The organism is Streptomyces klenkii (genome assembly GCF_003626645.1).
GTDB classification, from domain to species: Bacteria; Actinomycetota; Actinomycetes; order Streptomycetales; family Streptomycetaceae; genus Streptomyces; species Streptomyces klenkii.
Map to the genome: position 1 here is coordinate 539,001 of NZ_RBAM01000004.1, position 24,076 is coordinate 563,076.

The 24,076-nt window shown below is 73.4% G+C and carries 18 protein-coding genes and 1 tRNA gene; 12 read left to right on the plus strand and 7 right to left on the minus strand.

Going from position 1 to position 24,076, the window contains the following annotated elements:
- Positions 1–21: 21 nt before the first annotated feature.
- The 3 genes from tmk (at position 22) to D7231_RS12595 (ending at position 7,087) form a co-directional block, all read left to right on the plus strand.
- On the plus strand, positions 22–3,468 hold the full coding sequence (gene tmk, locus D7231_RS12585) for a dTMP kinase (RefSeq protein ID WP_120755405.1): 3,447 nt from the start codon (positions 22–24) through the stop codon (positions 3,466–3,468).
- A 442-nt stretch (positions 3,469–3,910) separates the two neighbouring features.
- Positions 3,911–5,125: a DNA polymerase III subunit delta' gene (locus tag D7231_RS12590; protein ID WP_120755407.1), complete on the plus strand. Its 1,215-nt coding sequence runs from the start codon at positions 3,911–3,913 to the stop codon at positions 5,123–5,125.
- Positions 5,126–5,395: 270 nt separating this feature from the next.
- Positions 5,396–7,087, plus strand: coding sequence for an alpha/beta hydrolase (locus tag D7231_RS12595; RefSeq protein ID WP_120755409.1), 1,692 nt, complete (start codon positions 5,396–5,398; stop codon positions 7,085–7,087).
- A 92-nt stretch (positions 7,088–7,179) separates the two neighbouring features.
- Here the strand turns inward: D7231_RS12595 and D7231_RS12600 are convergent.
- Together D7231_RS12600 and D7231_RS12605 are read right to left on the minus strand one after the other, a co-directional pair.
- A tRNA-Thr gene (locus D7231_RS12600) sits at positions 7,180–7,253 on the minus strand.
- Between the two features lie 43 nt (positions 7,254–7,296).
- The gene (locus D7231_RS12605; protein ID WP_120755411.1) at positions 7,297–8,058 is read right to left on the minus strand and encodes a thioesterase II family protein; all 762 of its coding nucleotides are present in this window, start codon (positions 8,056–8,058) and stop codon (positions 7,297–7,299) included.
- A 365-nt stretch (positions 8,059–8,423) separates the two neighbouring features.
- Between D7231_RS12605 and D7231_RS12610 the strand changes: the two genes are divergently transcribed.
- Positions 8,424–9,266 carry a metallophosphoesterase family protein gene (locus D7231_RS12610; RefSeq protein WP_120755604.1) on the plus strand — a complete coding sequence of 281 codons (843 nt, stop codon included), beginning with the start codon at positions 8,424–8,426 and terminating at the stop codon, positions 9,264–9,266.
- Entirely contained in the window at positions 9,263–9,994 is a 732-nt protein-coding gene (locus D7231_RS12615; RefSeq protein ID WP_194960754.1) for a 4'-phosphopantetheinyl transferase family protein, read from the plus strand. The genes D7231_RS12610 and D7231_RS12615 overlap by 4 nt, the downstream gene beginning before the upstream one ends.
- On the opposite strand, the gene D7231_RS12620 is transcribed toward D7231_RS12615, so the two are convergent.
- The gene (locus D7231_RS12620; RefSeq protein ID WP_120755415.1) at positions 9,966–10,976 is read right to left on the minus strand and encodes a TauD/TfdA family dioxygenase; all 1,011 of its coding nucleotides are present in this window, start codon (positions 10,974–10,976) and stop codon (positions 9,966–9,968) included. The two genes, D7231_RS12615 and D7231_RS12620, sit on opposite strands and share 29 nt — an antisense overlap.
- 360 nt (positions 10,977–11,336) lie before the next feature.
- Here D7231_RS12620 and D7231_RS12625 point away from each other — a divergent pair, with 360 nt between their 5' ends.
- The 5 genes from D7231_RS12625 to D7231_RS12645 all read left to right on the plus strand — a co-directional run bounded on the left by D7231_RS12625 (position 11,337) and on the right by D7231_RS12645 (position 17,520).
- On the plus strand, positions 11,337–12,878 hold the full coding sequence (locus D7231_RS12625) for an ABC transporter substrate-binding protein (RefSeq protein WP_241999673.1): 1,542 nt from the start codon (positions 11,337–11,339) through the stop codon (positions 12,876–12,878).
- 13 nt (positions 12,879–12,891) lie between these two features.
- Positions 12,892–13,833: an ABC transporter permease gene (locus tag D7231_RS12630; RefSeq protein WP_120755418.1), complete on the plus strand. Its 942-nt coding sequence runs from the start codon at positions 12,892–12,894 to the stop codon at positions 13,831–13,833.
- Complete coding sequence (locus tag D7231_RS12635; RefSeq protein WP_241999674.1) at positions 13,833–14,702, plus strand: ABC transporter permease; 870 nt, start codon at positions 13,833–13,835, stop codon at positions 14,700–14,702. Before D7231_RS12630 ends, D7231_RS12635 begins: the two co-directional genes overlap by 1 nt.
- A 14-nt stretch (positions 14,703–14,716) precedes the next feature.
- Complete coding sequence (locus tag D7231_RS12640; protein WP_241999675.1) at positions 14,717–16,345, plus strand: dipeptide ABC transporter ATP-binding protein; 1,629 nt, start codon at positions 14,717–14,719, stop codon at positions 16,343–16,345.
- Positions 16,346–16,632: 287 nt separating this feature from the next.
- The gene (locus tag D7231_RS12645) at positions 16,633–17,520 is read left to right on the plus strand and encodes a LysR family transcriptional regulator (RefSeq protein WP_120755423.1); all 888 of its coding nucleotides are present in this window, start codon (positions 16,633–16,635) and stop codon (positions 17,518–17,520) included.
- A 14-nt stretch (positions 17,521–17,534) separates the two neighbouring features.
- Here D7231_RS12645 and D7231_RS12650 read toward each other — a convergent pair whose 3' ends face one another.
- From D7231_RS12650 to D7231_RS12660, 3 genes are read right to left on the minus strand one after another with little or no spacing between them, the layout of a single operon-like run.
- Positions 17,535–18,683 carry a serine hydrolase domain-containing protein gene (locus tag D7231_RS12650; RefSeq protein WP_241999676.1) on the minus strand — a complete coding sequence of 383 codons (1,149 nt, stop codon included), beginning with the start codon at positions 18,681–18,683 and terminating at the stop codon, positions 17,535–17,537.
- Entirely contained in the window at positions 18,680–19,633 is a 954-nt protein-coding gene (locus D7231_RS12655; RefSeq protein WP_228774584.1) for a DUF6895 family protein, read from the minus strand. The genes D7231_RS12650 and D7231_RS12655 overlap by 4 nt, the downstream gene beginning before the upstream one ends.
- Entirely contained in the window at positions 19,630–20,436 is an 807-nt protein-coding gene (locus tag D7231_RS12660; RefSeq protein ID WP_120755425.1) for a hypothetical protein, read from the minus strand. The genes D7231_RS12655 and D7231_RS12660 overlap by 4 nt, the downstream gene beginning before the upstream one ends.
- 351 nt (positions 20,437–20,787) lie before the next feature.
- Here D7231_RS12660 and D7231_RS12665 point away from each other — a divergent pair, with 351 nt between their 5' ends.
- Together D7231_RS12665 and D7231_RS12670 are read left to right on the plus strand one after the other, a co-directional pair.
- Complete coding sequence (locus tag D7231_RS12665; RefSeq protein ID WP_241999677.1) at positions 20,788–22,191, plus strand: cytochrome P450; 1,404 nt, start codon at positions 20,788–20,790, stop codon at positions 22,189–22,191.
- A 128-nt stretch (positions 22,192–22,319) separates the two neighbouring features.
- Entirely contained in the window at positions 22,320–23,429 is a 1,110-nt protein-coding gene (locus D7231_RS12670) for a type III polyketide synthase (RefSeq protein ID WP_120755427.1), read from the plus strand.
- Between the two features lie 33 nt (positions 23,430–23,462).
- Here the strand turns inward: D7231_RS12670 and D7231_RS12675 are convergent, their stop codons facing one another.
- Complete coding sequence (locus tag D7231_RS12675; RefSeq protein WP_120755429.1) at positions 23,463–23,918, minus strand: tellurite resistance TerB family protein; 456 nt, start codon at positions 23,916–23,918, stop codon at positions 23,463–23,465.
- Between the last annotated feature and the right edge of the window lie 158 nt (positions 23,919–24,076).

The following is a 24,076-nucleotide window of genomic DNA, read 5'->3' on the forward strand; positions in this document are numbered from 1 at the left end:
GCAGCCGGATAGGCTGGCAGGATGACGCGAGCCGAGCAGCCAACCGTGGTGACCTCCACTTCCGGCGCCCTAGCCGCGGACTCCCGCGAGCGTGCCGTCCGGTCCCTGCTGCGTTTCCCCCCGCTGCGGCGGCTGTGGAACGCCCAGTTCGCCGGCGGTGTCGGAGACTCCCTCGCCCTCCTCGTGCTCCTGCTGCTGTCGCTGCAGGCCGCCGTCGCGGAGGGCTCCTTCGGCGGTGGCTACCGGGGCGCGGCCCTCGCCGTCGCCGCGGTCATCGCGGCCAGGCTGCTGGCGACCCTGCTCTTCGGCGCGGTCCTGCTCGGGCCGGTCACCTCGCTCATCGCCCCGGCCGGTCCCCTCGACCGCCGGTGGACCATGCTCGGCGCGGACGGGGTCCGGGCCGGCCTGCTGGTCGTCGCGCCCCTGTGGCTCGGCTGGACGGGGAACCGCGCGCTCGCCTTCCTGCTGATCTCGGCCTTCCTGATCGGCGTCGCCGAACGGGTGTGGACCGCCGTCAAGGACAGCACGGCCCCCGCGCTCCTGCCCGCGCCCGCCCTGGAGGGCTCCGCCGTACGGCCGCTGCCCGATCACTACGACGCGCTGCGGCGCCTCTCGCTGCGGACCAGCTTCGTCTCGCTGCCGTTCGCCGCGGCCGCGCTCCTCGCCATCACGCTGATCGGCAATCTGCTCGGGGCCGGCATCGACTGGTTCCACCAGCACCAGGCGGCCCTCGGCTCGTTCCTCGCGGCAGCGCTGTTCGCCGGCTCGGCCACCATCCTGTGGTTCCTGGAGCTGCCCGGCGCGAAGTCGCCGCGCGTGCGCTCCCCGCTGGAGGGCCTGCGTCGGCCCCGCGGCGCCGACGGCGGCCCGGACACCGGCCGTACGGGCGCCATCCCGGTGCTCGTCCTGGCCTGCGCCGCCGTCGCCGGGGCGGTCGCCGCGGCCGTCGGCGTCGCCGCCCTCCAGGCCGTCGACCTCGGCGGCGGGCCCGTGGCCTTCGGGCTGCTCGTGCTCGCGCTCAGCGGCGGCCCCGTCATCGGCATCCGCGCCGCCGTCAAGGTGCTCCCCGGCTTCTCCCGGCGCCGGCTGCTCGCGCTGTCCATCGCGCTCACCGGCCTGGCGCTGCTCGCGGCCGGCCTCGTGCCCGACCCCACGACGGTGCTCCTGCTCGTGCTGCTCGCCGGCGTCTGCGCCGGCATCGCCGCCAACACCGGCCACTCCCTCCTGGACCAGGAGACGGAGGAGGCCCGCCGGCCCCGTACGACCGACCACCTCCACGCCGTCGTGCGCGTCACCGCGGCCCTGGGCGCGGTCGCCGCACCGCTGCTCGCCGCCGGCATCGGACCGCACCGGCTGGAGGGCGGCGGCTTCGTCTTCGCGCACGGCGGCGCGGCCTTCACGCTGATGCTCGTCGGCGCGCTGCTGCTGCCCGTGGGCGCCATCGTGCTCGGCAAGACCGACGACCGCCACGGCGTGCCGTTCCGGCGCGACCTGATGGACGTGCTGCGCGGCGGCGACCCCGAGCAGGCGCCCGCCGCCACGGGCTTCTTCATCGCCTTCGAGGGCGGCGACGGCGCCGGCAAGTCCACCCAGGTGCGGGCCGTCGCCGAATGGATCCGCTCCAAGGGCCACGAGGTCGTGGTCACCCGCGAGCCCGGCGCCACGCCGATCGGGCAGCGGCTGCGCGCGATCCTGCTGGACGTCTCCTCCGCCGGCCTGTCGGACCGCGCCGAGGCGCTGCTCTACGCCGCCGACCGTGCCGAGCACGTCGACTCCGTCGTCCAGCCCGCCCTCGCGCGGGGCGCCGTCGTCATCACCGACCGCTACATCGACTCGTCCGTCGCCTACCAGGGCGCCGGGCGCGACCTGTCGCCGACCGAGATCGCCCGCATCAACCGGTGGGCCACGGGCGGGCTCGTGCCCCACCTGACCGTGCTGCTCGACGTCTCGCCGGAGACCGCGCGAGAACGTTTCACCGAGGCGCCCGACCGGCTCGAGTCCGAGCCCATGGAGTTCCACAACCGCGTCCGGACCGGGTTCCTCACCCTGGCCGCCGCCGACCCCTCGCGCTACCTCGTCGTGGACGCCGGGCAGGCGCCCGAGGACATCACCACCGTCGTGCGCCACCGCCTCGACCAGGTCCTGCCGCTCTCCGCCAGCGAGATCGAGGCCCGCGAGCAGGCCCGCAAGGCCGCCGAGGAGGAGGCTCGCCGCAAGGCCGAGGAAGAGGCCGCGCGCAAGGCGGAGGAGGCGCGGCTGGAGCGCGAGCGCCAGGAGCAGCTCGCCAAGCTCCGGGCCGAGGAGGAGGAGCGCAAGCGGCGCGAGGCCGAGGAGGCCCGCATCCGCGAGGAGGCGCGCCTCGCCGAAGAGGCCCGGCAGCGTGCCGAGGAGGCCCGCCGGCAGGCGGAGGAGGAGCGCAAGCGCCGCGAGGCGGAGGAGCGGACCCGCGCCGCCGAGCAGGAGCGGCTCCGCAAGCAGGCCGAGGAAGAGGCCCGGCTGCGGGCCGAGGCCGAGGAGCGGCGGCTGGAGAAGCAGCGCAAGGCGGAAGAGGCGCTGCTGAAGGCGGAGCAGGCGCGGGTGGCTAAGGAGGCTGCGGCGGCTGCTGCGGCTGCGGCTGCGGCTTCGGCAGCGACGGAGGCTGATGCGGCTTCCGCTTCCGCTTCCGCTTCTGCTTCCGCTTCGACTTCGGCTTCCGAGGCGCCGACGGTTGAGCGGCCTTCGCTCCGGCCTTCGCTCCGTAAGGAGTCTCCTAAGGAGTCCCCTGAGGAGCGGCGGACCGCGGTCCCGGCGGGGAGCTCCGAGGAGACGCAGACGGTGCAGACGCCGTCCGTCCACCGGCCGGACCCGCGAACGGTGGACCACACCACCGGAGTCAGCCCGGTCAGCCCGGACAGCTCGGACACGACGCCTACGGTGGAGCGGCCTCGCGTCGACCCGCGGGTGTCGGATGAGACGGAGGTGCTGCCGCCGGTGTGGCCCGTCGCGCCGCCTGCCGCGCCGCAGCGGGTGACGTGGGGCGTGGAGCCGTCGGCACAGGGGCCGCAGGAGCGGGAGGAACCGCAGGGGCCGCAGGAGCCTTCGCGGGAGTCCGAGGAGACGGCCGTCCTGCCGCAGCCGCCCGTTGCGGACGCCGCCACCGCTGTGACGGAGATTCTGCCTCCGGTACGGCCGGAGGAGCGCTCCGAAGACCCTGCGGACCGGGTGCCCGACTGGATGTTCCGGCCGGAGGAGGCGGAGGAGCACGCGGACGCCGAGAAGACGCGGGAGATGCCGCGGGTGGTCGACGAGGGCGCGGCGGCGAAGGGCCGTCGCCGTCCGGGCTGGGCGGAGGAGGCCTCCCCGGCCGCCGCGTCCGACGAGGACGGCCCCACCCTGGCGGACGAACTCCTGGGCCCCCGCCCGGCCCGCAAGCCCCGCCGCGGCGACGACGAGAACGACCGCCGAGGCCGAGGCCGCGGCGGTCGCTGAGGCGAGGCCTTCCGGGGCAACACGTGTCCCCGGCACCGCCGGACTGCACCGCTGGGGCTGAGCGCCGCTGCGGCGGGGTGGAGAGGCGTGGCCTCTCACTCGGCAGGAGGGTCCCGCCGCGATGCCGGGCGGCCGTGGAGCGGCGGGGCGCCGTCGGCCGCGGTCCGGCCGCCAGGTGAGACGCCTGCCGAGGGCCCCGGCGCTTCCGCCGGACGTCCCTTCCGCCGGACGTCCCTTCCGCTTCGGCGGGTGGCTCTCCCCGCCGCCAGGCGAAAAGTCTCCGCCGCGGCGGCGCTCAGCCACAGCGGTGCAGTCCGGCGGTGCCGTACACGGTGTCGTACAAGGACGCCCCCGTGCCCCGCGCCGTTCTCGTCCCGCGCGGCACTGTCAGCGGCGTGGCCCACAATGGGTAGGCGCAGGACCAGCAGCTCGGAGGGCAGTCATGGCGGTGTGGGACGACCTGGTCGGGCAGGACCGGGTGACGGAGCAGCTCTCCGCGGCCGCGCGGGACGCGGACGCGCTGGTCGCCGCCGCGGCGTCGGCGGCCGGGGAGGTGCCCCCCGGCGGGTCGATGACGCACGCCTGGCTCTTCACCGGCCCTCCCGGCTCCGGCCGGGCCACCGCCGCCCGTGCGTTCGCCGCCGCCTTGCAGTGCGTGAGCCCGGACCGGGCCGTCGGCGGGACGCCCGGCTGCGGTTTCTGCGAGGGCTGTCACACCACGCTGGTGGGCACGCACGCGGACGTGGAGATCGTCCGCACCGACCAGCTGTCGATCGGCGTCAAGGAGACCCGTGACCTGGTCCGCCGCGCCCAGCTCTCCCCGGCCGGAGGGCGCTGGCAGGTGATCGTCATGGAGGACGCGGACCGGCTGACCGAGGGCGCGGGCAACGTCCTGCTGAAGGCCGTCGAGGAGCCCGCGCCCCGTACGGTCTGGCTGCTGTGCACGCCGTCCCTGGAGGACGTGCTGCCGACCATCCGTTCCCGCTGCCGCCTGCTCACCCTGCGCACGCCGCCGGTGGCCGCCGTGGCCGACATCCTCGCCCGCCGCGACGGCATCGAGCCCGAGCTGGCCGCGCGCGTGGCCCGCGCCACGCAGGGCCACATCGGCCGCGCCCGCCGCCTGGCCACCGACGAGCGGGCCCGCGCCCGCCGCGCGGCCGTGCTCAAGATGCCGCTGCGCGTGGACGACGTCGGCGGCTGCCTGAAGGCGGCCCAGGAGCTCATCGACGCCGCCGCGGAGGACGCCAAGCAGGTCGCCGAAGAGGTCGACACGAAGGAGACCGAGGAGCTGCGGGCGGCGCTCGGCGCCGCGGCCGGTACGGGCAGCCGCCTGCCGCGCGGCACGGCGGGCGCCATGAAGGATCTCCAGGACCGCCAGAAGCGCCGCAGCACGCGCACCCAGCGCGACAGCCTGGACCTGGCCCTGGTCGACCTGACGGGCTTCTACCGCGACGTCCTGGCGATGCAGCTCGGCTCGCGCGTCGAGATCGCCAACGCGGACATGCAGGACGCCCTGGAGCGCGTCGCCGGAGCCTCGGGCCCGGAGGGCACGCTGCGCCGCATCGAGGCGATCATCGACTGCCGCCGCGCCCTCGACCGGAACGTGGCCCCGCTGCTGGCGGTCGAGGCGATGACGATGGCGCTGCGCGCCGGCTGAGCGACAGCGGCGGCGACAGCGGCGGCGGCGAAAAAGCCGGCGAACAGCGAGGGGTACGGCCGCAGGCGCGAAGAGCGAGCACACGTCCGGTTACGCACTCTCACTCATATGAGGCCTCCTGGGCCCGGCGACTGGCGGCAGTCCGCAGGGGTGTCGATACGCTCCGTCGGGGCACAGCGGTTCTCGTAACGCTGCGTAATGCCCGGCTCTTTGCTGCCCTGCACCTCCTGCATCCGCGCAGCTCCACGCCTTCTCGCAGAGGGACCGCCGATGGATTCCAGCCGCCTGTTCCGTACGTCCGGCACCGCCATCGCGACCGCGGCGATGCTGATCTCGGGCTGCGCGCTCGGGAGCGCCTCGCCGCGGGCGACGGCGGCGGCGAGAGCGTACGACACGGGCGACGGCCGGAGCAGCGGCTTCCCCGGCTTCGAGAGCTTCGGCGCGGGCAGCGCGGAAGGGGCGGAAGGGCCGGAGAGCCCGCCCGCCGCCCGCCACGACAACGCCCGCACGCTCGCCCCTCTCCCGGCCGCCCTCCCCCCGGCCCTGCGCCGCTACTACGCCCAGAAGCTCACCTGGCACTCCTGCGGCACCAGCGGCACCAGCGGCTTCGAGTGCGCCACCCTCATGGCCCCGCTGGACTACGACCACCCCCGCGAGGCGGACGACCTCAAGCTCGCCGTCTCCCGCAAGAAGGCCACCGGCGCCGGTCACGCCAAGCGCCTCGGCTCCCTTATGGTCAACCCGGGCGGGCCGGGCGGCTCGGCGGTCGGCTACCTCCAGCACTACGCGGGCATCGGCTATCCCGCCGCCGTCCGCGCCCACTACGACATGGTCGCCATGGACCCCCGCGGCGTCGCCGGCAGCGAACCGGTCACCTGCCTCTCCGACACCGAGATGGACCGCTACACCGAGGTCGACCAGACCCCCGACAACGCCACCGAGACCGCGGAACTCGTCGACGCGTACACGAAATTCGCCGACGGCTGCGCCGCCCGCGCCGGCAAGCTCCTGGGCCACGTCTCCACCATCGAGGCCGCCCGCGACATGGACGTCCTGCGCGCGGCCCTGGACGACGACAAGCTGACGTACGTGGGCGCCTCGTACGGCACCTTCCTCGGCGCCACCTACGCCGGCCTCTTCCCCTCCCGCGTCGGCCGCCTCGTCCTCGACGGGGCCCTCGACCCGTCCCTCGGCTCGGAGCAGATCAACCGCGACCAGACGGCCGGCTTCCAGACGGCCTTCGCGTCCTTCGCCGAGGACTGCACCCGGCGCAAGGACTGCCCGCTCGGCCCGTCCGCCGACCGGGCGGGCGACCGCCTCGCCGAGTTCTTCGCGAAGACGGACGCGACCCCACTGGCCACCGGCAAGTCCCGCAAGCTCACCGAGAGTCTCGCGACCACAGGTGTGATCTCCGCCATGTACGACGAGGCGGCGTGGGGCCTGCTGCGCAACGCGCTCAAGGCGGCCTTCGCGGGCGACGGCGCTCCCCTGCTGAAGCTGTCCGACGCCTACTACGAGCGCGACCGCCACGGCTCCTACCAGAACCTGATGTACGCCAACGCGGCCGTGAACTGCCTGGACCTGCCCCCGGCCTTCCGCTCCCCGAGCGAGGTCCGGGAGGCGGTCCCCGCCTTCCGCAAGGCCTCGCCGGTCTTCGGCACCGCCCTCGCCTGGGCGGCCCTGACCTGCGGATACTGGTCGGTCCCCGCCACCGGCGCCCCGCACCGCATCCCCGCCGCGGGCGCCGCGCCCATCCTCGTCGTCGGCACCACCCGCGACCCCGCCACCCCCTACGGCTGGGCCCGCTCCCTGGCCTCGCAGCTCTCCTCGGGCCGCCTCCTCACCTACGAGGGCGACGGCCACACCGCCTACACCCGCGGCAGCACCTGCATCGACAAGGCCATCAACACCTACCTGCTGACCTCGACCCCGCCCCCGGCCGGACAGCGCTGCTCAAGCTGAAACCAGGACTGCGCGGGGAAGCCCAAGCGGAGAAACCCGAGCGGAGAAACCCAAAAGGCCCAGGTCACAAAAAGTGACCTGGGCCTCATCGGAGCCGCCTTCGGGATTCGAACCCGAGACCTACGCATTACGAGTGCGTTGCTCTGGCCAACTGAGCTAAGGCGGCAGTGCTGCCTGTTGCCTCACCGGCTTCAGCAGCGCGGCCAAGTCTACACACTTCCGAGGGGTGCTCCGTACACGAGCGCCGACGAGATGATCTTGGCGATCTCCTGCTGGTGGTCGTTGAGGTAGAAGTGGCCGCCGGGGAAGACGCTGATCGTGAAGGCGCCGGTGGTGTGGTGCTGCCAGTCCTGGACCTCGTCCGGGGTGGCCCTGGGGTCGGCGTCGCCGGTCAGGGCGTGGACGGGGCAGCCGACGCGCAGGCCCGGGCGGGCGCGGTGGGTCTCGATGGCGCGGTAGTCGGCGCGGAGGGCCGGCAGGACCAGCTCGAGGATGTCCGGGTCGTCCAGCATCTGGGCGTCCGTGCCGCTCAGCCTGCGGAGCTCCTCGACGAGGCCCTCGTCGGTGCGCTCGTGCACGGTCTCCTCGCGGTGCCGGGAGGGGGCGCGGCGGCCGGAGACGAAGAGGGCGACGGGGGTCGTGCCCCGCTCCTCCAGGCGCAGGGCGACCTCGTAGGCGAGCGTCGCGCCCATGCTGTGGCCGAAGAGGGCCAGGGGGCGGTCGGTCGCGGGGGCCAGGGCCTCGGCGGTGCGGTCGGCGAGCTCGGCGAGGTTCTCGATGCAGGGGTCCGCGCGGCGGTCCTGGCGGCCGGGGTACTGGACCGCGAGGACCTCGACCGAGGGGGAGAGCGCCTTCGACACCGGGAAGAAGTAGCTCGCGGCCCCTCCGGCGTGCGGCAGGCAGGCCAGCCGTACCGGAGCTTCGTCCGCCGGATGGAATCGGCGGATCCACTTCTTGTCGTCCACAACCATCGTGCCGTTTCCCTTCGGGCTTCGGGTTCTGGGCAGCATACGTCGGAAGGAGCCCGCCGCAGCCGGGGGTTCCTTCCGGTGCCCCGCGCGTATTAGGTTCCTTTGCAGGGTGCAGACATGCGTGGTGCCGGCTCGAAGTGCGCTGGAACACACGGCTGTTCCGGTTTGAACGGGGGATTCCAGGGGAGCCCGGGGAATTCCAGGGGAATCGGCGAGAAGGACACACAGTGCCCAACACACTGCCCGGCACGGCCGCCGGCGGAAACGACGACGGAAACGACGGCGGGAACAACGGCAGGAACACCGACGGAAACAACGGCCGGAACACCAGCGGGAACACCGGCAGTAACTCCGGCGGAAAGCTGCTGGCCGTCAGCGACCTGCACGTCGCGTACAAAGAGAATCGCGCGCTCGCGGAAACGCTGCGGCCGCGGAGCGACGCCGACTGGCTCATCGTGGCCGGCGACGTCGGCGAGCAGTACGCGGACATCGAATGGACGCTGCGGATGCTCGCCGAGCGCTTCGCCAAGGTGATCTGGGCGCCCGGGAACCACGAGCTGTGGACCCACCCCAGCGACCCGGTCGACCTGCGCGGCGAGAAGCGCTACCTGCACCTCGTGGAGCTGTGCCGCAGCCTCGGCGTCGCCACCCCCGAGGACCCGTACCCCGTGTGGCACGGCGAGGGCGGACCGGTCGCCGTGGCCCCGCTCTTCGTGCTCTACGACTACACCTTCCGCGTGCCCGGAGCGCACACCAAGGAGGAGTCGCTGCGCCGCGCCTACGACGCGGGCATCGTCTGTGCCGACGAGCACTTCCTGCACCCCGACCCGTTCCCGGGCCGCGACGCGTGGTGCCACGCCCGCGTGGAGTACACCGAGCGCCGTCTCGCCGCCGTCGACCCCGCGCACCGGACCGTGCTGGTCAACCACTTCCCGCTGGTCCGCGAGCCCACCAGGATCCTGCGGTACCCCGACTTCGCGCAGTGGTGCGGCACGGAGCTGACCGCCGACTGGCACACCCGCTTCCGCGCGGCCGCCGCCGTCTACGGCCACCTGCACATCCCCCGCGTCACCTGGCACGACGGGGTGCGGTTCGAGGAGGTCTCCGTGGGCTATCCGCGCGAGTGGCAGCCCCGGCCGCCGCGCGAGCCGCTGCGGCAGATCCTGCCGCGGCCGGCCGCCGAGGGCCCGGGGGGTCGGGCGTCGTGATCGAGCGGATCCTGCCCGCGGAGGCCGTCGCGGAGGAGGGCTTCGGCAGCGCCGCGGCGTCGGCGGGCGCCTTCCTCCACCCCGAGGAGGCCGCGGTCGTCGCCCGCGCCGTGCCCAAGCGGAAGGACGAGTTCGCGGCCGTACGGGTCTGCGCGCGCACGGCGCTGGGCCGGCTGGGGCTGCCGCCCGTCCCCCTCGTGCCCAACCGCCGCGGGGCCCCGCAGTGGCCCGCGGGGGTCGTCGGCAGCATGACGCACTGCGACGGCTACCGGGCGGCCGTCGTGGCCCGCTCCGGCGCCCTCGCCTCGGTCGGCATCGACGCCGAGCCGAACGGGCCGCTCCCGGACGGCGTCCTCGACGTCGTGTCGCTGCCCGGCGAGCGCGCCCGGATCCGCTCGCTGACCGCGCTGCGCCCCGATGTGCACTGGGACCGCCTGCTGTTCAGCGCCAAGGAGAGCGTCTTCAAGACCTGGTATCCGCTGACCGGGCAGGAGCTGGACTTCGAGGAGGCGGAGCTGGAGTTCGACCCGGACGCCGGTGCGTTCTCCGCCCGGCTGCTGGTGCCCGGCCCGGTCGTGGGAGGCGTCCGCCTGGACGGGTTCACCGGCCGGTGGACCGTGGGCAGCGGCTTCGTCCTCTCGGCCATCGCGCTCCCCGCCGTCGCCGCCACCGCCGGGGACGGCCCACCGGCAGCATCCGTCACCAGGTCCGCGGCATCCCCCGCCTGAACGCGGCGAAGTCCTCCGGCAGCTCGCGCGCGTACCGGGTGTTGAGCCACAGGCGCAGCAGGTCGCGGCGGCGGCCCGGTTCGTCGCGGAAGGCGGAGCGGCCGTGGATGACGACGTTGTTGTTCAGCAGCTGGAGGTCGCCGGCGCGCAGGGTCATCTCGACGCGGTGCTCGTCCATTCCCGCGATGTCCTGGAAGAGCCGCAGCGCGTGCCGCTCGATCCCGCTCAGCGGGATTCCGGACTTCGGCACGGCCGAATCGATGTAGTGGGTCATGTAGAAGCGGCAGCTCAACTGGTCGTGGAAATAGCCGTACACCGCGTTCCGGTAGTACGGGAGCTCGTCCGAGCCCTCTTCCAGGCGCCGGTCGTAGACGAATCCCCGGTAGTACAGGCCGAGCAGCTCGCGGTGGTGGGCGAGCAGGTGGTTGTGGACGGTCATGGAGCTGGCGAGGGTGCTGACGCCGCCCTCGCCCGCCTGGCGCAGGCAGAGCAGGCCCACGATGTCGGAGCTGTCGGTGTGGAAGGGCAGCTCGGAGCGGGTCCGGTAGGCGCGGGTGGCGGATTCGGTGACCTCGCCCTCGCCGTAGTCCTTGACGTGGGCGATCAGTTCCCCGGCGGCGTTTTGGGAGACGGGGGTGCCCAGGTGCAGCGCGATGCCCCAGTAGGCCAGGCGGGCCTCCTCCAGGCTCCACCGCTCCACCGGGAGGCCGCGCAGGAGCGTGAATCCGCGCCCGAACTCCAGTTCCTGGACGGCGGCTTCGAAGGTCTTGCCGAGGACGGGCAGCGGAAAGTCTTCGACGGTGAGTTGTTCGAACGGGATTCCGCGTGCTTTCGCCGCCGCGAGCGCGGTTTCCAGGTCGTCGATCTCCTCGGGGGTGAGGACGACCACCCAGTCGCTTTCGCCGGTGAAATCGGCGGCCGTCCAGGCGGACGGTCCGGTGACGGGCTCGGTGAGGACGGTGTCGGCGGGCGCTGCGGGCATACGGACTCCACTCGGGATTCGCTGAGCGTGCGGCGGTCGCGCGGCACGAGTGGCGCCGGCAATGAGCGGCACGGCGGTTCAGCGGCACAGCTGTCAGTGGCTCGGCGGCACTGGTGACACGACACATCGATCATGATTCGAAGTGCGCGCACGGTCAATGGAGTTGGTGACGGTGCGACGGAAGAGGCGGAGTGTCGTGATTGTGCGTGAACTCGATCACCTTCGTTACCGCTTCCATGGTGTGGGGCGCGCACCGGTGGTTAGTTTCCGGGAAGACACGGTGACACCGGCACGCAGAGACGCAGACGCAGCGCAGACGACGCAGGCGTAGAAACGCCGACGCAGAGACACGGAGACACAGTGGCCAAGTCAACCGCCAGGTCAGGGCCGGCGTTGCGGCGTTCCGCCCGCGCGGCCGGCTGCGCCGTCTTAGCGGGGACCCTCGCGGCCGCGTGCGGCTCCGGCGGAGGTGGCGGTTCCGCCTCCGGCTCCGCCGACTCCCTCTCCGTGGGCCTCATCGCCGAGCCCGCGAGCCTCGACTTCACCACCACCGACGGCGCGGCCGTCCCCCAGGCCACCCTGGGCAGCATCTACGAGGGCCTGGTCCGCGTCGACCAGCAGGGGAAGATCCAGCCCCTGCTCGCCGAGCGCTACGAGCGCTCCGACGACGGCAAGACGTACACCTTCCACCTCCGTAAGGGCGTGAAGTTCACCAACGGCGCCGAGTTCACCGCCGACGACGCGGTGTTCTCCATCGACCGGGTGAAGAAGGACTGGAAGCTGAAGACGGCCCGGCAGATGGACGTGGTCGACAAGGCGGAGAAGACCGACGACCGCACGGTCAAGATCACCCTGAACCGTCCGAGCAACGGCTGGCTCTACGCCATGACCACCCGCATCGGCGCCATGTTCAGCCGTACGGGCGTGAGCGACCTCGCCAACCACCCCGTCGGCACCGGCCCCTTCACCCTGGGCGAGCGCCGCCGCGGCGACCGCATCGTCCTCGACCGCAACGCCTCCTACTGGGGCACCGAGCCCGCCCTGTCCAAGGTCACCTTGAAGTACTTCAAGGACGCCGGGGCGATGAACAACGCCATGCTCACCGGCGGCATCGACGTCGTCGGCACGGTCCAGGCCCCGGAGTCGCTCTCCCGCTTCTCCGACAAGAACCGGTTCCAGGTCATCGAGGGCTCCTCCACGGGCGAGGTCGTCCTGTCGATGAACAACTCCCGCGAGCCGTTCAAGGACAAGCGCGTCCGCCAGGCCGTGCGGTACGCCATCGACCACAAGGCGCTGGTCGAGACCTCCCGCGCCGGGTACGGCAAGCTGATCGGCACCATGGCCAGCCCCACCGACCCCTGGTACGAGGACCTCACCGGCCGCTATCCGTACGACCCGGCGAAGGCCAAGCAGCTGCTGAAGGACGCGGGCGCCGAGGGCCGGACCGTGAAGTTCCGGGTGCCCAACATGCCGTACGCGATGTCCGCCGCCCAGGTCGTGAAGTCCCAGCTCGAACAGGTCGGGCTGAAGGCGGACATCGAGCCCCTGGAATTCCCCGCGCGCTGGCTGTCCGAGGTCTACAACAAGGCCGACTACGACCTCTCCGTCATCGCCCACACCGAACCGCGCGACCTGTGGACGTTCGCCGACCCCGGCTACTACTTCCGCTACGACAACCCCGAGTACGCGAAGCTCCTCAAGGAGGCCGACTCCGGCAAGGCCGAGGACGAGACCGCCCGCTACCGCGACGCCGCCCGCCTGCTCTCCGACGACGCCGCGGCCGACTGGCTCTACCTCATGCCCAACCTGATGGTGGCCGACAAGAACATCACCGGCCTGCCGGTCAACCAGGTCGGCGAGGGCTTCGACCTGACGAACGTCCGCTGGGCGAAGAAGAAGTAGGCGCGGTCCCAGCATGCGGGTGTTCCTGCGCAGGACGGCGTCGCTGCTGGTCAGCGCCGTGATCGCCAGCTTCGTCGTGTTCGCGTTCCTGTCCGTCCTGCCCGGCGACCCGGCCGAGGTCGTCCTCGGGACGAACGCCGGCACGCAGGAGCTGGCCGCGCTGCGCCACTCCTTCGGCACCGACCGGCCGCTCGTCGTGCAGTACGCCGACTGGGCGCAGGGCCTGCTGCACGGCGACTTCGGCATCTCGTACATCAGCCACGACCCCATCGGCCCGCGGATCAGCGACCGGCTCGGCGTCACCTGCTGGCTGGCGCTCGGCGGCATGGCCGTGGCCGTCCTCTTCGCGCTGCCCGCCGGGGTGCTCGCGGCCGCCTGGCACCGCAGGCCCGCGGGCGCCCTGCTGTCGGCCGTCAGCCAGGCCGGGATCGCCGTCCCGGCCTTCCTCGCCGGCATCCTGCTCGTCTACGTCTTCGCGGTCCGGGCGGGGGCGCTGCCCGCGGGCGGCTACACCCCGCTCGCCGAGGACCCCGCCGCCTGGGCGCGGCAGCTCGTGCTGCCGTGCCTGTCCCTCGGCCTCGTCCAAGGGGCGGTCCTCACGCGCTACGTGCGCTCCGCCGTCCTCACCGTCCTCCATCAGGACTTCCTGCGTACCGCCCGCGCCAAGGGGCGCAGGCAGTGGCCGGCCCTGTGGCGGCACGGGCTGCCCAACGCCGCGGTGCCCGTGCTGACCGTCCTGGGGTTGCAGCTGTCCACCGTGCTCGTCGGCGCGGTCGTCGTCGAGCGGGTCTTCGTCATCCCCGGCCTCGGCGACCTGCTGTTGCAGTCCGTGGCCGACCGCGACCTGCTGGTCGTCCAGGGCGTGGTGATCGTCCTGGTGGTGGCCGTGCTCGTCGTCAACGTGGTCACCGACCTGCTCTACCACCTGCTCGACCCGCGCCTGCGGAGCCGTTGATGCCGTCGAAGCCCTTGATGCCGTCGAAGCCGTCGAAGCCGTCGGCCCGTACCCTCGCCCGGCACCCCGCCCTCACCGCCGGCGGAATTCTCGTCACTCTCGTCCTTGCGCTCGCCCTGCTGTCCCTCCTCTGGACGCCCTACGACCCCACGCACGTGGACGCGGCGCAGCGCCTGCTGCCGCCCGGCGGCGGACACGTGCTGGGCACCGACCAGTTCGGCCGGGACGTCGCCAGCCGGCTGATGACCGGCGCCCGCACGACCGTCTTCGTCGGCGTCGTGGCCGTCGGGTTCGCCGTCGTCATCGGCGTGCCCATGGGGATCGCCGCGGGCATGTCCGGAGGGCCGCTCAGCGCGCTGCTGATGAGAGTGAGCGATTTCCTGCTGGCCTTCCCCGCCCTGCTGCTCGCCATCATGCTGGCGGCGGTCTACGGCACGAGCACGCTCACCGCCATGGTGGCCATCGGCATCGCCTCCGCCCCCGGCTTCGCGCGCGTGGCCCGCGCCGCGACGCTGCGCGTCATGGCGGCCGAGTACGTCGACGCCGCGCGGCTCGCCCGGCGCACCCGCGCGGCCATCGCGGTGCGGCACGTCCTGCCGAACATCCGCGACGTGGTCATCGTGCAGGTGTCGGTGGCCTTCGCGACGGCCGTGCTCGCCGAGGCCGCCCTGTCGTACCTGGGCCTCGGCACGCCGCCGCCCACCCCGTCCTGGGGCCGCATGCTGCTCGACTCCCAGGAGCTGCTGTTCTCGCGGCCCGAGCTGTGCCTGTGGCCGGGCCTCGCCGTCGCCGCCGCCGTCATGGGCCTCAACCTGCTCGGCGACGGCCTGCGGGACCGCTTCGACCCCACGCTGGAAGGTGTCCGGTGAGCCCGGTGGATCCGGTGACTTCTGTGGATCCGGTGGACCCGGAGCGTTCAGCGGGCTCCGAGAGCGGCGCGCTGCTGGAGGTCGAGGGCCTCACCGTCGACGCGGGCGGCAAGCCGCTCGTGCAGGGCGTGGGCTTCACCGTCGGCCGGGGCGAACGCGTCGGCATCATCGGCGAGTCCGGCTCCGGCAAGACCCTCACCGCGCTCGCCCTGCTGGGCCTCCTCGGCGAGGGCCTGCGGGCCGCCGGCAGCGCCCGCCTGGCCGGTGTCCCGTTCGACCTGCTGGGCGCGGGTGACCGCGAGCTGTCGACCGTACGGGGGCGGCTCGCGGGCATGGTCTTCCAGGAGCCCATGACGGCCCTCAACCCCGTGATGAGGACGGGCTCCCAGGTCGCCGAGGCGCTGCGGCTGCACGGCCCCCGCGGCGAGCGCCCCGGCCGGGCCGCCGCCCGCGACGCCGCCGTGGAGCTCCTGGGCCGGCTGCGGCTGCCCGACCCGGCCCGCGCCGCCCGCGCCTACCCCCACCAGCTCTCCGGCGGCCAGCGCCAGCGCGCCGTCCTCGCCGGGGCCCTCGCCAACGACCCCGCCCTGCTGATCTGCGACGAGCCGACCACCGCCCTGGACGTCACCGTCCAGAAGGAGATCGTCGACCTGATCACGGGCGTGTCCGACGAGCGCGGCACGGCCGTCCTCTACATCAGCCACGACCTCGCGCTCGTCGCGTCCGTCTGCCACCGCGTCCTGGTCATGCACGACGGGGAGATCGTCGAGAGCGGGCCGGTGGAACGGGTGCTGCGGCAGCCCGAGCACCCGTACACGCAGGCCCTGCTGAGCGCCTCCGACCTGTCGGTTCCGGCCCCGCGGCCCCCCGCGCCCGCCGAACCCAGGACGCTGCTGCGAGCCCGCGGCCTGACCCGCCGCTACGCCCGCCCGCGCCGCGGCCTCCTCGGCCCGCGGACGCACTTCACGGCACTGGAGGGCCTGGACCTGGAGCTGCGCGCGGGCGCCCGGGTCGGGGTGGTCGGCGAGTCGGGATCGGGGAAGACCACGCTCCTGCGGCTGCTGTCCGGGCTGGACCGGCCGACGTCGGGGACGGTCGAGAACGCGGCCGGCGGTGATCCGCGGAGCGGGCCGGGCGGCGGCCTCCAAGTGGTCTTCCAGGACCCCATGGGCTCCCTCGACCCCCGGATGCGCGTGCGGGACGTCATCGCCGAGCCGCTCCCGGACCGCCGCTCGCCCGCGGCCGCGGACCGCGTGGCGGAGCTCCTTGCCGACGTGGGCCTGCCGGCGGAGGCGGCCGGGCGCTACCCGCACCAGTTCTCCGGCGGGCAGCGGCAGCGCATCGCCATCGCGCGGGCCCTGGCCCCCCGCCCGTCCGTGCTCCTCGCCGACGAGCCGGTCAGCGCCCTGGACGTGTCCGTACGGGCCCAGGTCCTCGACGTCCTGAGCAGGGTCACGGCCGAGCGGGACATGGCGCTGTGCGTCGTCACCCACGACCTGGGCGTCGTGCGCTACCTGTGCGACGAGGTGGTGGTGATGCGGGAGGGAAGAGTCGTGGAGCGGGGGCCGGTCGAGCGCGTGTGGGAGGAGCCCGCGCACCCGTACACGCGGCAGCTGCTGGAAGCCGTGCCGGTCCTGCGGTGAGCACCGGATGCATACCGGATCCGTACCGGATGAGCGCCGAGTGAGTACAGGGGTGAGTACCGGGTGAGGCTCGGGACCGGCCCCGCGGGGCCCTGGTCGACACCTGTCCGCAGCGACGCCTCGGCCCGCTGCTGTGCATGCGCAGCAACGGAACGCTCTGTGCTGCGGTGTGAAGCCACGGACAGGTTGCCGCCGCTTTTCAGGTAGATCATGGCGGCACTCCATCCACCAAGTCAATCCTATGACTTGACTCGATCGGTCAAAGGCTGAGCTTGTATCTTGGCCGGGTGACGCTAGATGACCTGAAGGTGTTCGTCATGGTGTGCGAGGCCCGCAACCTCAGTGCCGTGGCCCGCGAGATGAATTGCAGTCAGTCCGCCGTCAGCCAGCACGTCCGGCGCCTGGAGAAGGAGGTCGGGCTGCCGCTGATGGAGCGCCAGCCGCGCGGCGTGGTGCCCACGGAGGCGGGGCGGATCCTCCAGCGGGCCGCGTCCGACGGGCTCACCGCCCTCGGCGAGGGCCTGCGCACGCTGGAGGAGCTGCGCACCGGCCGGGGCGGTGGCGTCGTCATCGCCACCGGCGCGACCACCATCCGGCACCTGATGGGCGCGGCCATCGAGGAGTACAGCAGGCAGTACCCGGACGTCGGCCTGGAGTTCCACACCGAGCGCTCCAGCCACCGCTGCATCGACGCCCTGCGTTCGGGGGCGGTCGACCTCGCCTGGGTGACCGTCACCTCCGACGCCCAGGGCGTCGAACTGCGGCCGGTCAAAAGCCTGGAGTGGGTGCTGGCCGTCCACCCCGGCGACCCGCTCGCCGCCGAGAGCACGCTCGGCGCGGCCGACCTCGCCCGTACGCGCCTCATCCGCCCGCCCGCCGGGACGAGCTCCGGCCGGCAGGTCGAAGACGTGCTCGGCGCGGTCGCCCTCTCCTCGCGCGCGACCACCCGGGCCACGGACTGGGACACGGCCCTGCTGCTGGCCGAACTGGGCCTGGGGCACGCCCTGATACCGGCCATGCCGGGCCTGGTGAGCCCGTCGGGCGCGGTACGGCTGATCCCGGTCGCGGGCATCCCGCCCCTGGAGGTGGGCTGGGCCGCCCGCCAGTGGTCGGCCCTGTCCCCCGCGGCCCGGGAGTTCGCGGCGTCGGTCACCCGGCACGTGGCGGGCGGCTGACGCTCCCGGACGCCCTACCGCCGCAGGCCCTGCCTCAGGACGTCGAGCCCCGGGCCGTCATCCCCCAGCCCGCACAGCGTCCCGTACGCCGCCTGGATGAAGGCGCCCGCCGGTGCCGGGGAGGTGTCCGCCAGGGCTACGAGGCCGGTGCGCGAGCCGGGTGCGAAGCCGGCGAAGGCCGTGCAGCCCCGGGTGCCCCCGGAGTGGTGCAGGAGCGGCCCGCCGGGCCGCATGCGCTGGTTCCAGACGAGGCACAGGCGGCGCCCCGAGCGCCGCAGCGCCAGCCGGGGCCGCTGCACCTCCGTAAGGGCGACGCGCAGGCTCGGCGGGGCGGCCGCCTCGGGCGCGAGCAGGGCCGTCAGACAGCGCAGCAGGTCCCGCGCGCTGGAGCGCAGTGCGCCCGCGCCGGGCAGCCCGGGGACGAGCCAGGGCGGCCGGGGCCGGCCGTGCCAGTGGCCCACGACCTGCGGGCGGGCGGGGTCGCAGTCGGTGTCGGCCAGGCCGAGCGGGTCCAGGATGCGCTCGCCGAGCAGCGCCGGGTAGTCGCCGGGCCGGCCGCCGGCCGCGCGCGCCAGGGCGAGGCCGAGCAGGCCCACGCCGTAGTTGGAGTAGCGCACGTGGGTGCCGGGGCGGTGGTGCAGCCGGGTCCGGGGCAGCGCCGCCAGCAGGTCGTCCGTGGTGAAGGCGGCGTATGGGTTGCGGAACCATCCCGCGCGGGCGGAGCGGGCGAGCATTCCAGGGGGCAGCCGGGGCAGGCCCGCGGTATGCGTGGCGAGGTGGAGGAGGGTGAGCGGCGGGCCGGGGATGCGGCGGGCGCCGGGCGGCAGGTAGCGGTCGAGGGGGTCGTCGTAGCGGACCTCGCCGCGGGCGGCCAGCTCGGCGAGCAGCAGCGCGGTGAACGTCTTGGTGAGCGAACCGGTTTCGAAGCGGGTGTCCTCCTCGGCGGGTCCGCGGCAGACGATGATCTGCTCGTCGCCGCGCACCGCGGCGACCGCGACGGCGCTCGCGCCGCGGGCCGCGTCGGGCAGGGGCAGCAGCAGGGCGTTCAGCGGTGGCGCGGTGACGCCCTCCGCTGCCGCTTCCGCCGCGGCCGCCGCTTCCGCCGCCGCGGCGGACAGCGCCGGCGTCTCCAGGTGGGCCGGAGTCTCCAGGGGCTCCGTCACCGGGCTCGCGCCGCCCGGGCCAGGGCGATGGAGCCCGCCACGGCGGTCACGACGGTGGTGTGATGGTGCTCCTTGTACCGGCGGACGGGGTCCTCGTCGACGGGGTCGCCGTCGGCGGGCATCAGGCCGTCCTCGTGCTGCAAGGCGGCCATGGCCTCCCAGTCCTCCGGCCGGCAGTAGGGCTCGGACAAGCAGGCGCCCACGATGAGGAGTTCCGCCACGAGGTCCCACTGCCGCACCTCGCGCCAGATGTCGATCCACACGGGCAGCCAGGTGCGCACGTACGCGGTGAGGTCGGCGGGGAGGCCCTCGGGGCGGCCGCCCCAGTCGGTCAGGTGGAAGACGGTGTGGGTCATCGCGTAGGCGGTGATCCAGTTGATCGCCCAGGGCTCGGGAGTGGCGCCCAGCCACGTGGTGCGGGCGAGCGCCTCGAAGTCCTCGCCGTGGTCGAGGCCGGTGATGCGGGCGGCGTTGGCCACGGCGAGGCGGCGGTTGGGCAGCAGCTCGCTGCTGTGCACCGAGCGCAGCCGGACGCGGTGGTCCAGCAGCCGGTCCATGTCCGCGTGCCGGTAACCGCAGCGCACGAAGTGCGCGTACATCTCCAGCGGGTCCGTCATCAGGGTGTGGCGCAGCTGGCGCTCGTAGAGCAAGTCGCCCTTGCGCAGCTGGAGCCAGTTGAAGTCCATGAGGCTCTGCGCGGCGGCCAGTTGGCCGGGGCCGGCCATGCCGTCGCGCAGGATGATGGAGGCGGCCAGCGTGGTCTCGCCCAGGGGCTTGTAGACGCCGTCGGGGTCGGTGAGCTCCTCGGTGGTGCCGGGCGGGAGCGCGCCGAGCGCGCGGTGGGCGTGCAGCCAGGACAGCGCGCGGTCGGCCATGGCGCGCGCGGCCGCCGTCACGGGCGCGGGGATCGCGACGGGGGCGGAGGCGGGGGCGGGGGCGGAAGAGGTCATGCCGGCGCCTCCGAGGGCTCGTTGCGTACGTCTTCGGTCCGGCCGTTCAGCAGGTGGGCGGCGACCGCCAGGTCGAGCGCCGTCCGCGGGCCCGCGCCGCCGAGCAGCCGGATGTGGTCGAGGACGGGTTCCGGCTCCAGGGGCAGGGCGATGCCGTCGTGGCGGAGCAGGGCGAGCCAGCGCAGCAGGCGCACGGCCGTGGGGAAGTCGCGGCGCAGCACGGAGCGGGTCAGGCCGCGGCTCAGGGGGAGGGCGGCGTCGCGGGCGGCGTCCCGTACGGGGCCCTCCAGGGCGGGAGTGGCGAGCGGCGCGAGCTGGGCCATCCGGACGGACCAGCGCTGCCAGTCGGTGGTGTCCGTCAGGTCGTCGCGGGTTTCGGGCAGCGTGGCGGGCACCGGGTTGCCCGCGTAGCCGCGCGTACGGGCCAGGAGCTGCGCGGTCGCCCAGTCGCGCCAGGCGGCGGTGCGCTCGTCGGGCGGGGCGGAGGGGCCGTGGCCGGGCACGGGGAACGCCTCGAAGGCGCGCGCCACGGCAGCCGCGTCGGAGGCGTGGAAGGGGGCGCCGGTGAGGACGTGCGGCGTGAAGGTGTCGGCGCCGATCACCCGGACGGCGGCAAGGGCCGCCAGCGATCCGGGGGAGTCGAGGGAGTCGGGGAAGTCCGGGGAGCCGGAGGCGCCGGGGGCGCTGTCGAGGTGCGGGGTGACGAGGGCCGCACCCCCCGCGTCCTCCGTGCCCCGGAGGGCGCGGAGGACGCGGGAGGCCAGCTCGTCGGCCGCCGCGGCGTAGGCCGAACGGGAACTCACTTGCGGGACTCCTGCGTGAGCATGTGCGGCGCCTCCTGAGGCGATGCAGGTAAATTCATCACTTAATCAGTGATGTCGGACAAATGAGGCTAAGCACGCTCTGTGTGAAGTCCGCCCCGGGACACGCCGGTCGGCCGGGGGATTCAGGGCGCGCGGAAGGGCGCCGGAGCGGAGCCTGGGGGAGTGGTGAGAAAGAAGGGAAAAGTGGGGGATGCGACGGGTGATTCTCCGAAATTTCCACCATTCGGGTGAACTGCGAAGGCTGGGGTGTGGCGGAGTCACTGGTGCGGCATGGTCTGAAAATAAGCTGGCGCGCCCACCGGGGCGGGGCCCTTGGGATGGGAGTCTTCGATGACCACCTCCGAGTCGGTGTGGACCTGTCCGTTCCGCCACGATGAGGCCCTGGAGTTCGATCCCTTCCTGGCCCGGCTGCGGAGCGAGCCGCCGATCACCCGCATCCCCATGCCCCGCGGGGACGGCGCGGGCGATGCCACGGAGGACGGCCCGGCGGCTTCCGGAGGCTCCGCTCCCGCTTCCGGTTCCGCCTCCGGTCCGGCTTCCGCTCCGGCCCCCCATTCAGCCGCAGGAGCGGCTCCCGGCCCGGCCCCCGGCCCTGACCCCGCGTCCGGCCCCGGCCCCGGCTCCGGATCCCCCTCAGGCGCCCCCGCCGCCGGCGCCGCCTGGCTCGTGACCCGGCACGAGCACGTCCGCGCGGTCACCTCCGACCCCCGCTTCAGCCGCGCCGCCCTGATCGGCCGCGACCTCCCGCGCGTCACGCCCGACCTCGTCGACCACGCCGAGTCGATCAACCTCATGGATCCGCCGGCCCACAGCCGCCTGCGCGGCCTGGTGGCCGCCGCGTTCGGCGAGCGCCGCGTCGAGGAGCTTCGCCCGCACACCCGGCGCACCGTCGACGGCCTGCTCGACGCCATGGCCGACCACGGCTCCCCGGCCGACGTCTCCGACTGGCTGGCCGCCCCCCTCCCGCTCGACACCGTCTTCGAGCTGCTGGGCGTCCCCGGCCCCGACCGCGCCCCGCTGCGCCGCTGGGCGACGGCGATGATGGCGCCCGGCACCCCCGACGGCGCCGCGGCCGCCGAGGGCAAGGCCGGACTCCGCGCGTATTTCGCCGAGTTGACCGCCGCCCGCCGCCGGCACCCCGGAAATGACCTGCTCAGCGCCCTGGCCGCGGTCCGCGAGGACGGCGAGCTCCTGGACGCCCGCGAGGTCGCGGTGATGGGCATGCTCCTGCTCGTCACCGGCCACAACACCAGCGCCCACCAGATCAGCAACATCGTCTACACCCTGCTCACCCACCCCGCGCAGCTGGAGCTGCTGCGGGCCCGGCCCGAGCTGTTGCCCTCCGCGATCGAGGAGCTCCTGCGCTTCATCCCGTACCGGCAGGGCGTGGGCATCCCCCGCCAGGCCACGGAGGACGTGGAGCTGGACGGCGTCACGATCCGCGCGGGCGAGACCGTCCACGTCTCCTACCTCGCCGCCAACCGCGACGAGCGCGTCTACGACCGCCCCGACGAGCTGGACCTGGCGCGGCAGGACGCCCCCGCCCACCTCACGTTCGGCCACGGCACGCACCACTGCCTGGGGGCCCGGCTGGCCCGCATGGAGCTCCAGGTCGCCATCGGCACGCTGCTCACCCGCTTTCCCGCACTGCGCCTGGCCGTCCCGGCGGAGGAAGTGCGGTGGAACACCGGCTCCATCTGGCGTTTCCCGCTCGCCCTCCCCGTGGCCTGGTAGCGCGACGGGCCTCCGGAGCCCCGACGGGGGCGCCGGGGCCCGCCGCTCGCACGAGGGCGACGCCCCGTCGCCCGGTAAGTCCCCCGGTCAGTCCCCTGGACCGGTAAGTCCCTGGTAAGGAGGCAGTCATGGCAACGCTCTGCCGACCGGCCATCGCCGTACCCGAGCACGTCATCACGATGGAGGAGACCCTGCACCTGGCCCGGACGCTGCACGCCGACCACCCCCAGCTGCCGCTGGCGCTGCGTCTGATCGGCAACACCGGAGTGCAGACCCGGCACATCCTCCAGCCCATCGAGGACACCCTCAAACACCCCGGGTTCACCTGGCGCAACAACCTCTACGAGACCGAGGCCAAGGCCCGCGTCCCCGGCGTCGTCCGGCGGGCCCTGGAGAACGCCCAGCTGACGTCACGTGACATCGATCTGATCGTCTACGCCTCGTGCACCGGATTCATGATGCCGTCCATGACGGCCTGGCTGATCAACAACATGGACTTCCCGGTCACCACGAGACAGCTGCCGATCGCCCAGCTCGGCTGCGCGGCCGGCGGCGCGGCCATCAACCGCGCGCACGACTTCTGCACCGCCTATCCCGGCGCCAACGCCCTCATCGTCTGCTGCGAGTTCTGCTCGCTGCTCTACCAGCCCACCGACCTCGGCGTCGGCAATCTCCTGTCCAACGGCCTCTTCGGCGACGCCCTCGCCGCGGCCGTGGTGCGCGGCGAGGGCGGCGAGGGCGTGCACCTGGAGCGCAACGGCTCCCACCTCGTGCCCGACACCGAGAGCTGGATCTCCTACGCGGTCCGCGACACCGGATTCCACTTCTTGCTGGACAAGCGGGTGCCGGGCACGATGGCCATGCTCGCCCCGGCCATGCGCGACATGGCCGAGCCCCACGACTGGGACGTCTCCGGCCTGGGCTTCTACATCGTCCACGCGGGCGGGCCGAGGATCCTCGACGACCTGTGCAAATACCTCGACCTCGCGCCCGAGTGGTTCCGCTACAGCCGTGCCACGCTCACCGAGCGGGGCAACATCGCCAGCGCCGTCATCTTCGACGCCCTGGAGCGCCTCTGGGCCGACGGCGGCGCGCCGCACAACGCCCGGGGCATCATCGCCGGCTTCGGCCCCGGCATCACCGCGGAGATCTCGCTGGGGACGTGGACCACGGCGGGCCGGGGAGAGGACGACGGGCGGCGGACGCCGCCCGTGCGCCCGATGCCGCAGCCCGCGTGAGCGGGCTCCGGAGGACTGCCGGAGGCCCGGCCGTCAGAGGTCGAACTCGGCCGGGTTGATGCCCAGCGCGAAGCACGCCTCGCGGACGACGGCCTGCTCGGTCTTGTCGAAGTCGCCGTCGGCGCCGCCGATGACGATGCCGATCTGGATGACCGCACGGGCCTCGGTCGGCTTCTTCTGCACCTTGCCGATGGTCTGCATCACGCTGACCTTGCCGAAGTCGAAGTCGGCCGTGAGCTTCTGGCAGTAGTCGTTGAAGCGGGCCTGGAGGTCGTCGGCCGGGAAGTTCTTCAGCACCTCGTTGGTGGCGATCAGCGAGGCGACGCGCTGCCGCTCCGAGGCGTCGATCGAACCGTCGGCGGCCGCCACCAGGGCGCACATGGCCATGCTCGCGTCCCGGAACGCGCCGCTCTTCAGCTCGTTCTTCTTCGCCACCAGCTGACCCTGCATCGTCGTCGCGGAGTCCTTGAGCCGGTCCCAGAGCGCCATTTGCTGTTTCTCCTCATACATAACAACGGGGGTGTACGGGGAGAACGGGGGAGAGGGGTACGGAAGTTCCCAAAGCGACAAAGCGGCGCGCGGCGATGTGAGTTGCTACTGCGTTAGCTACGGGGTCTGCTACGGCGTTTGCTACGAGGTTTGCTACG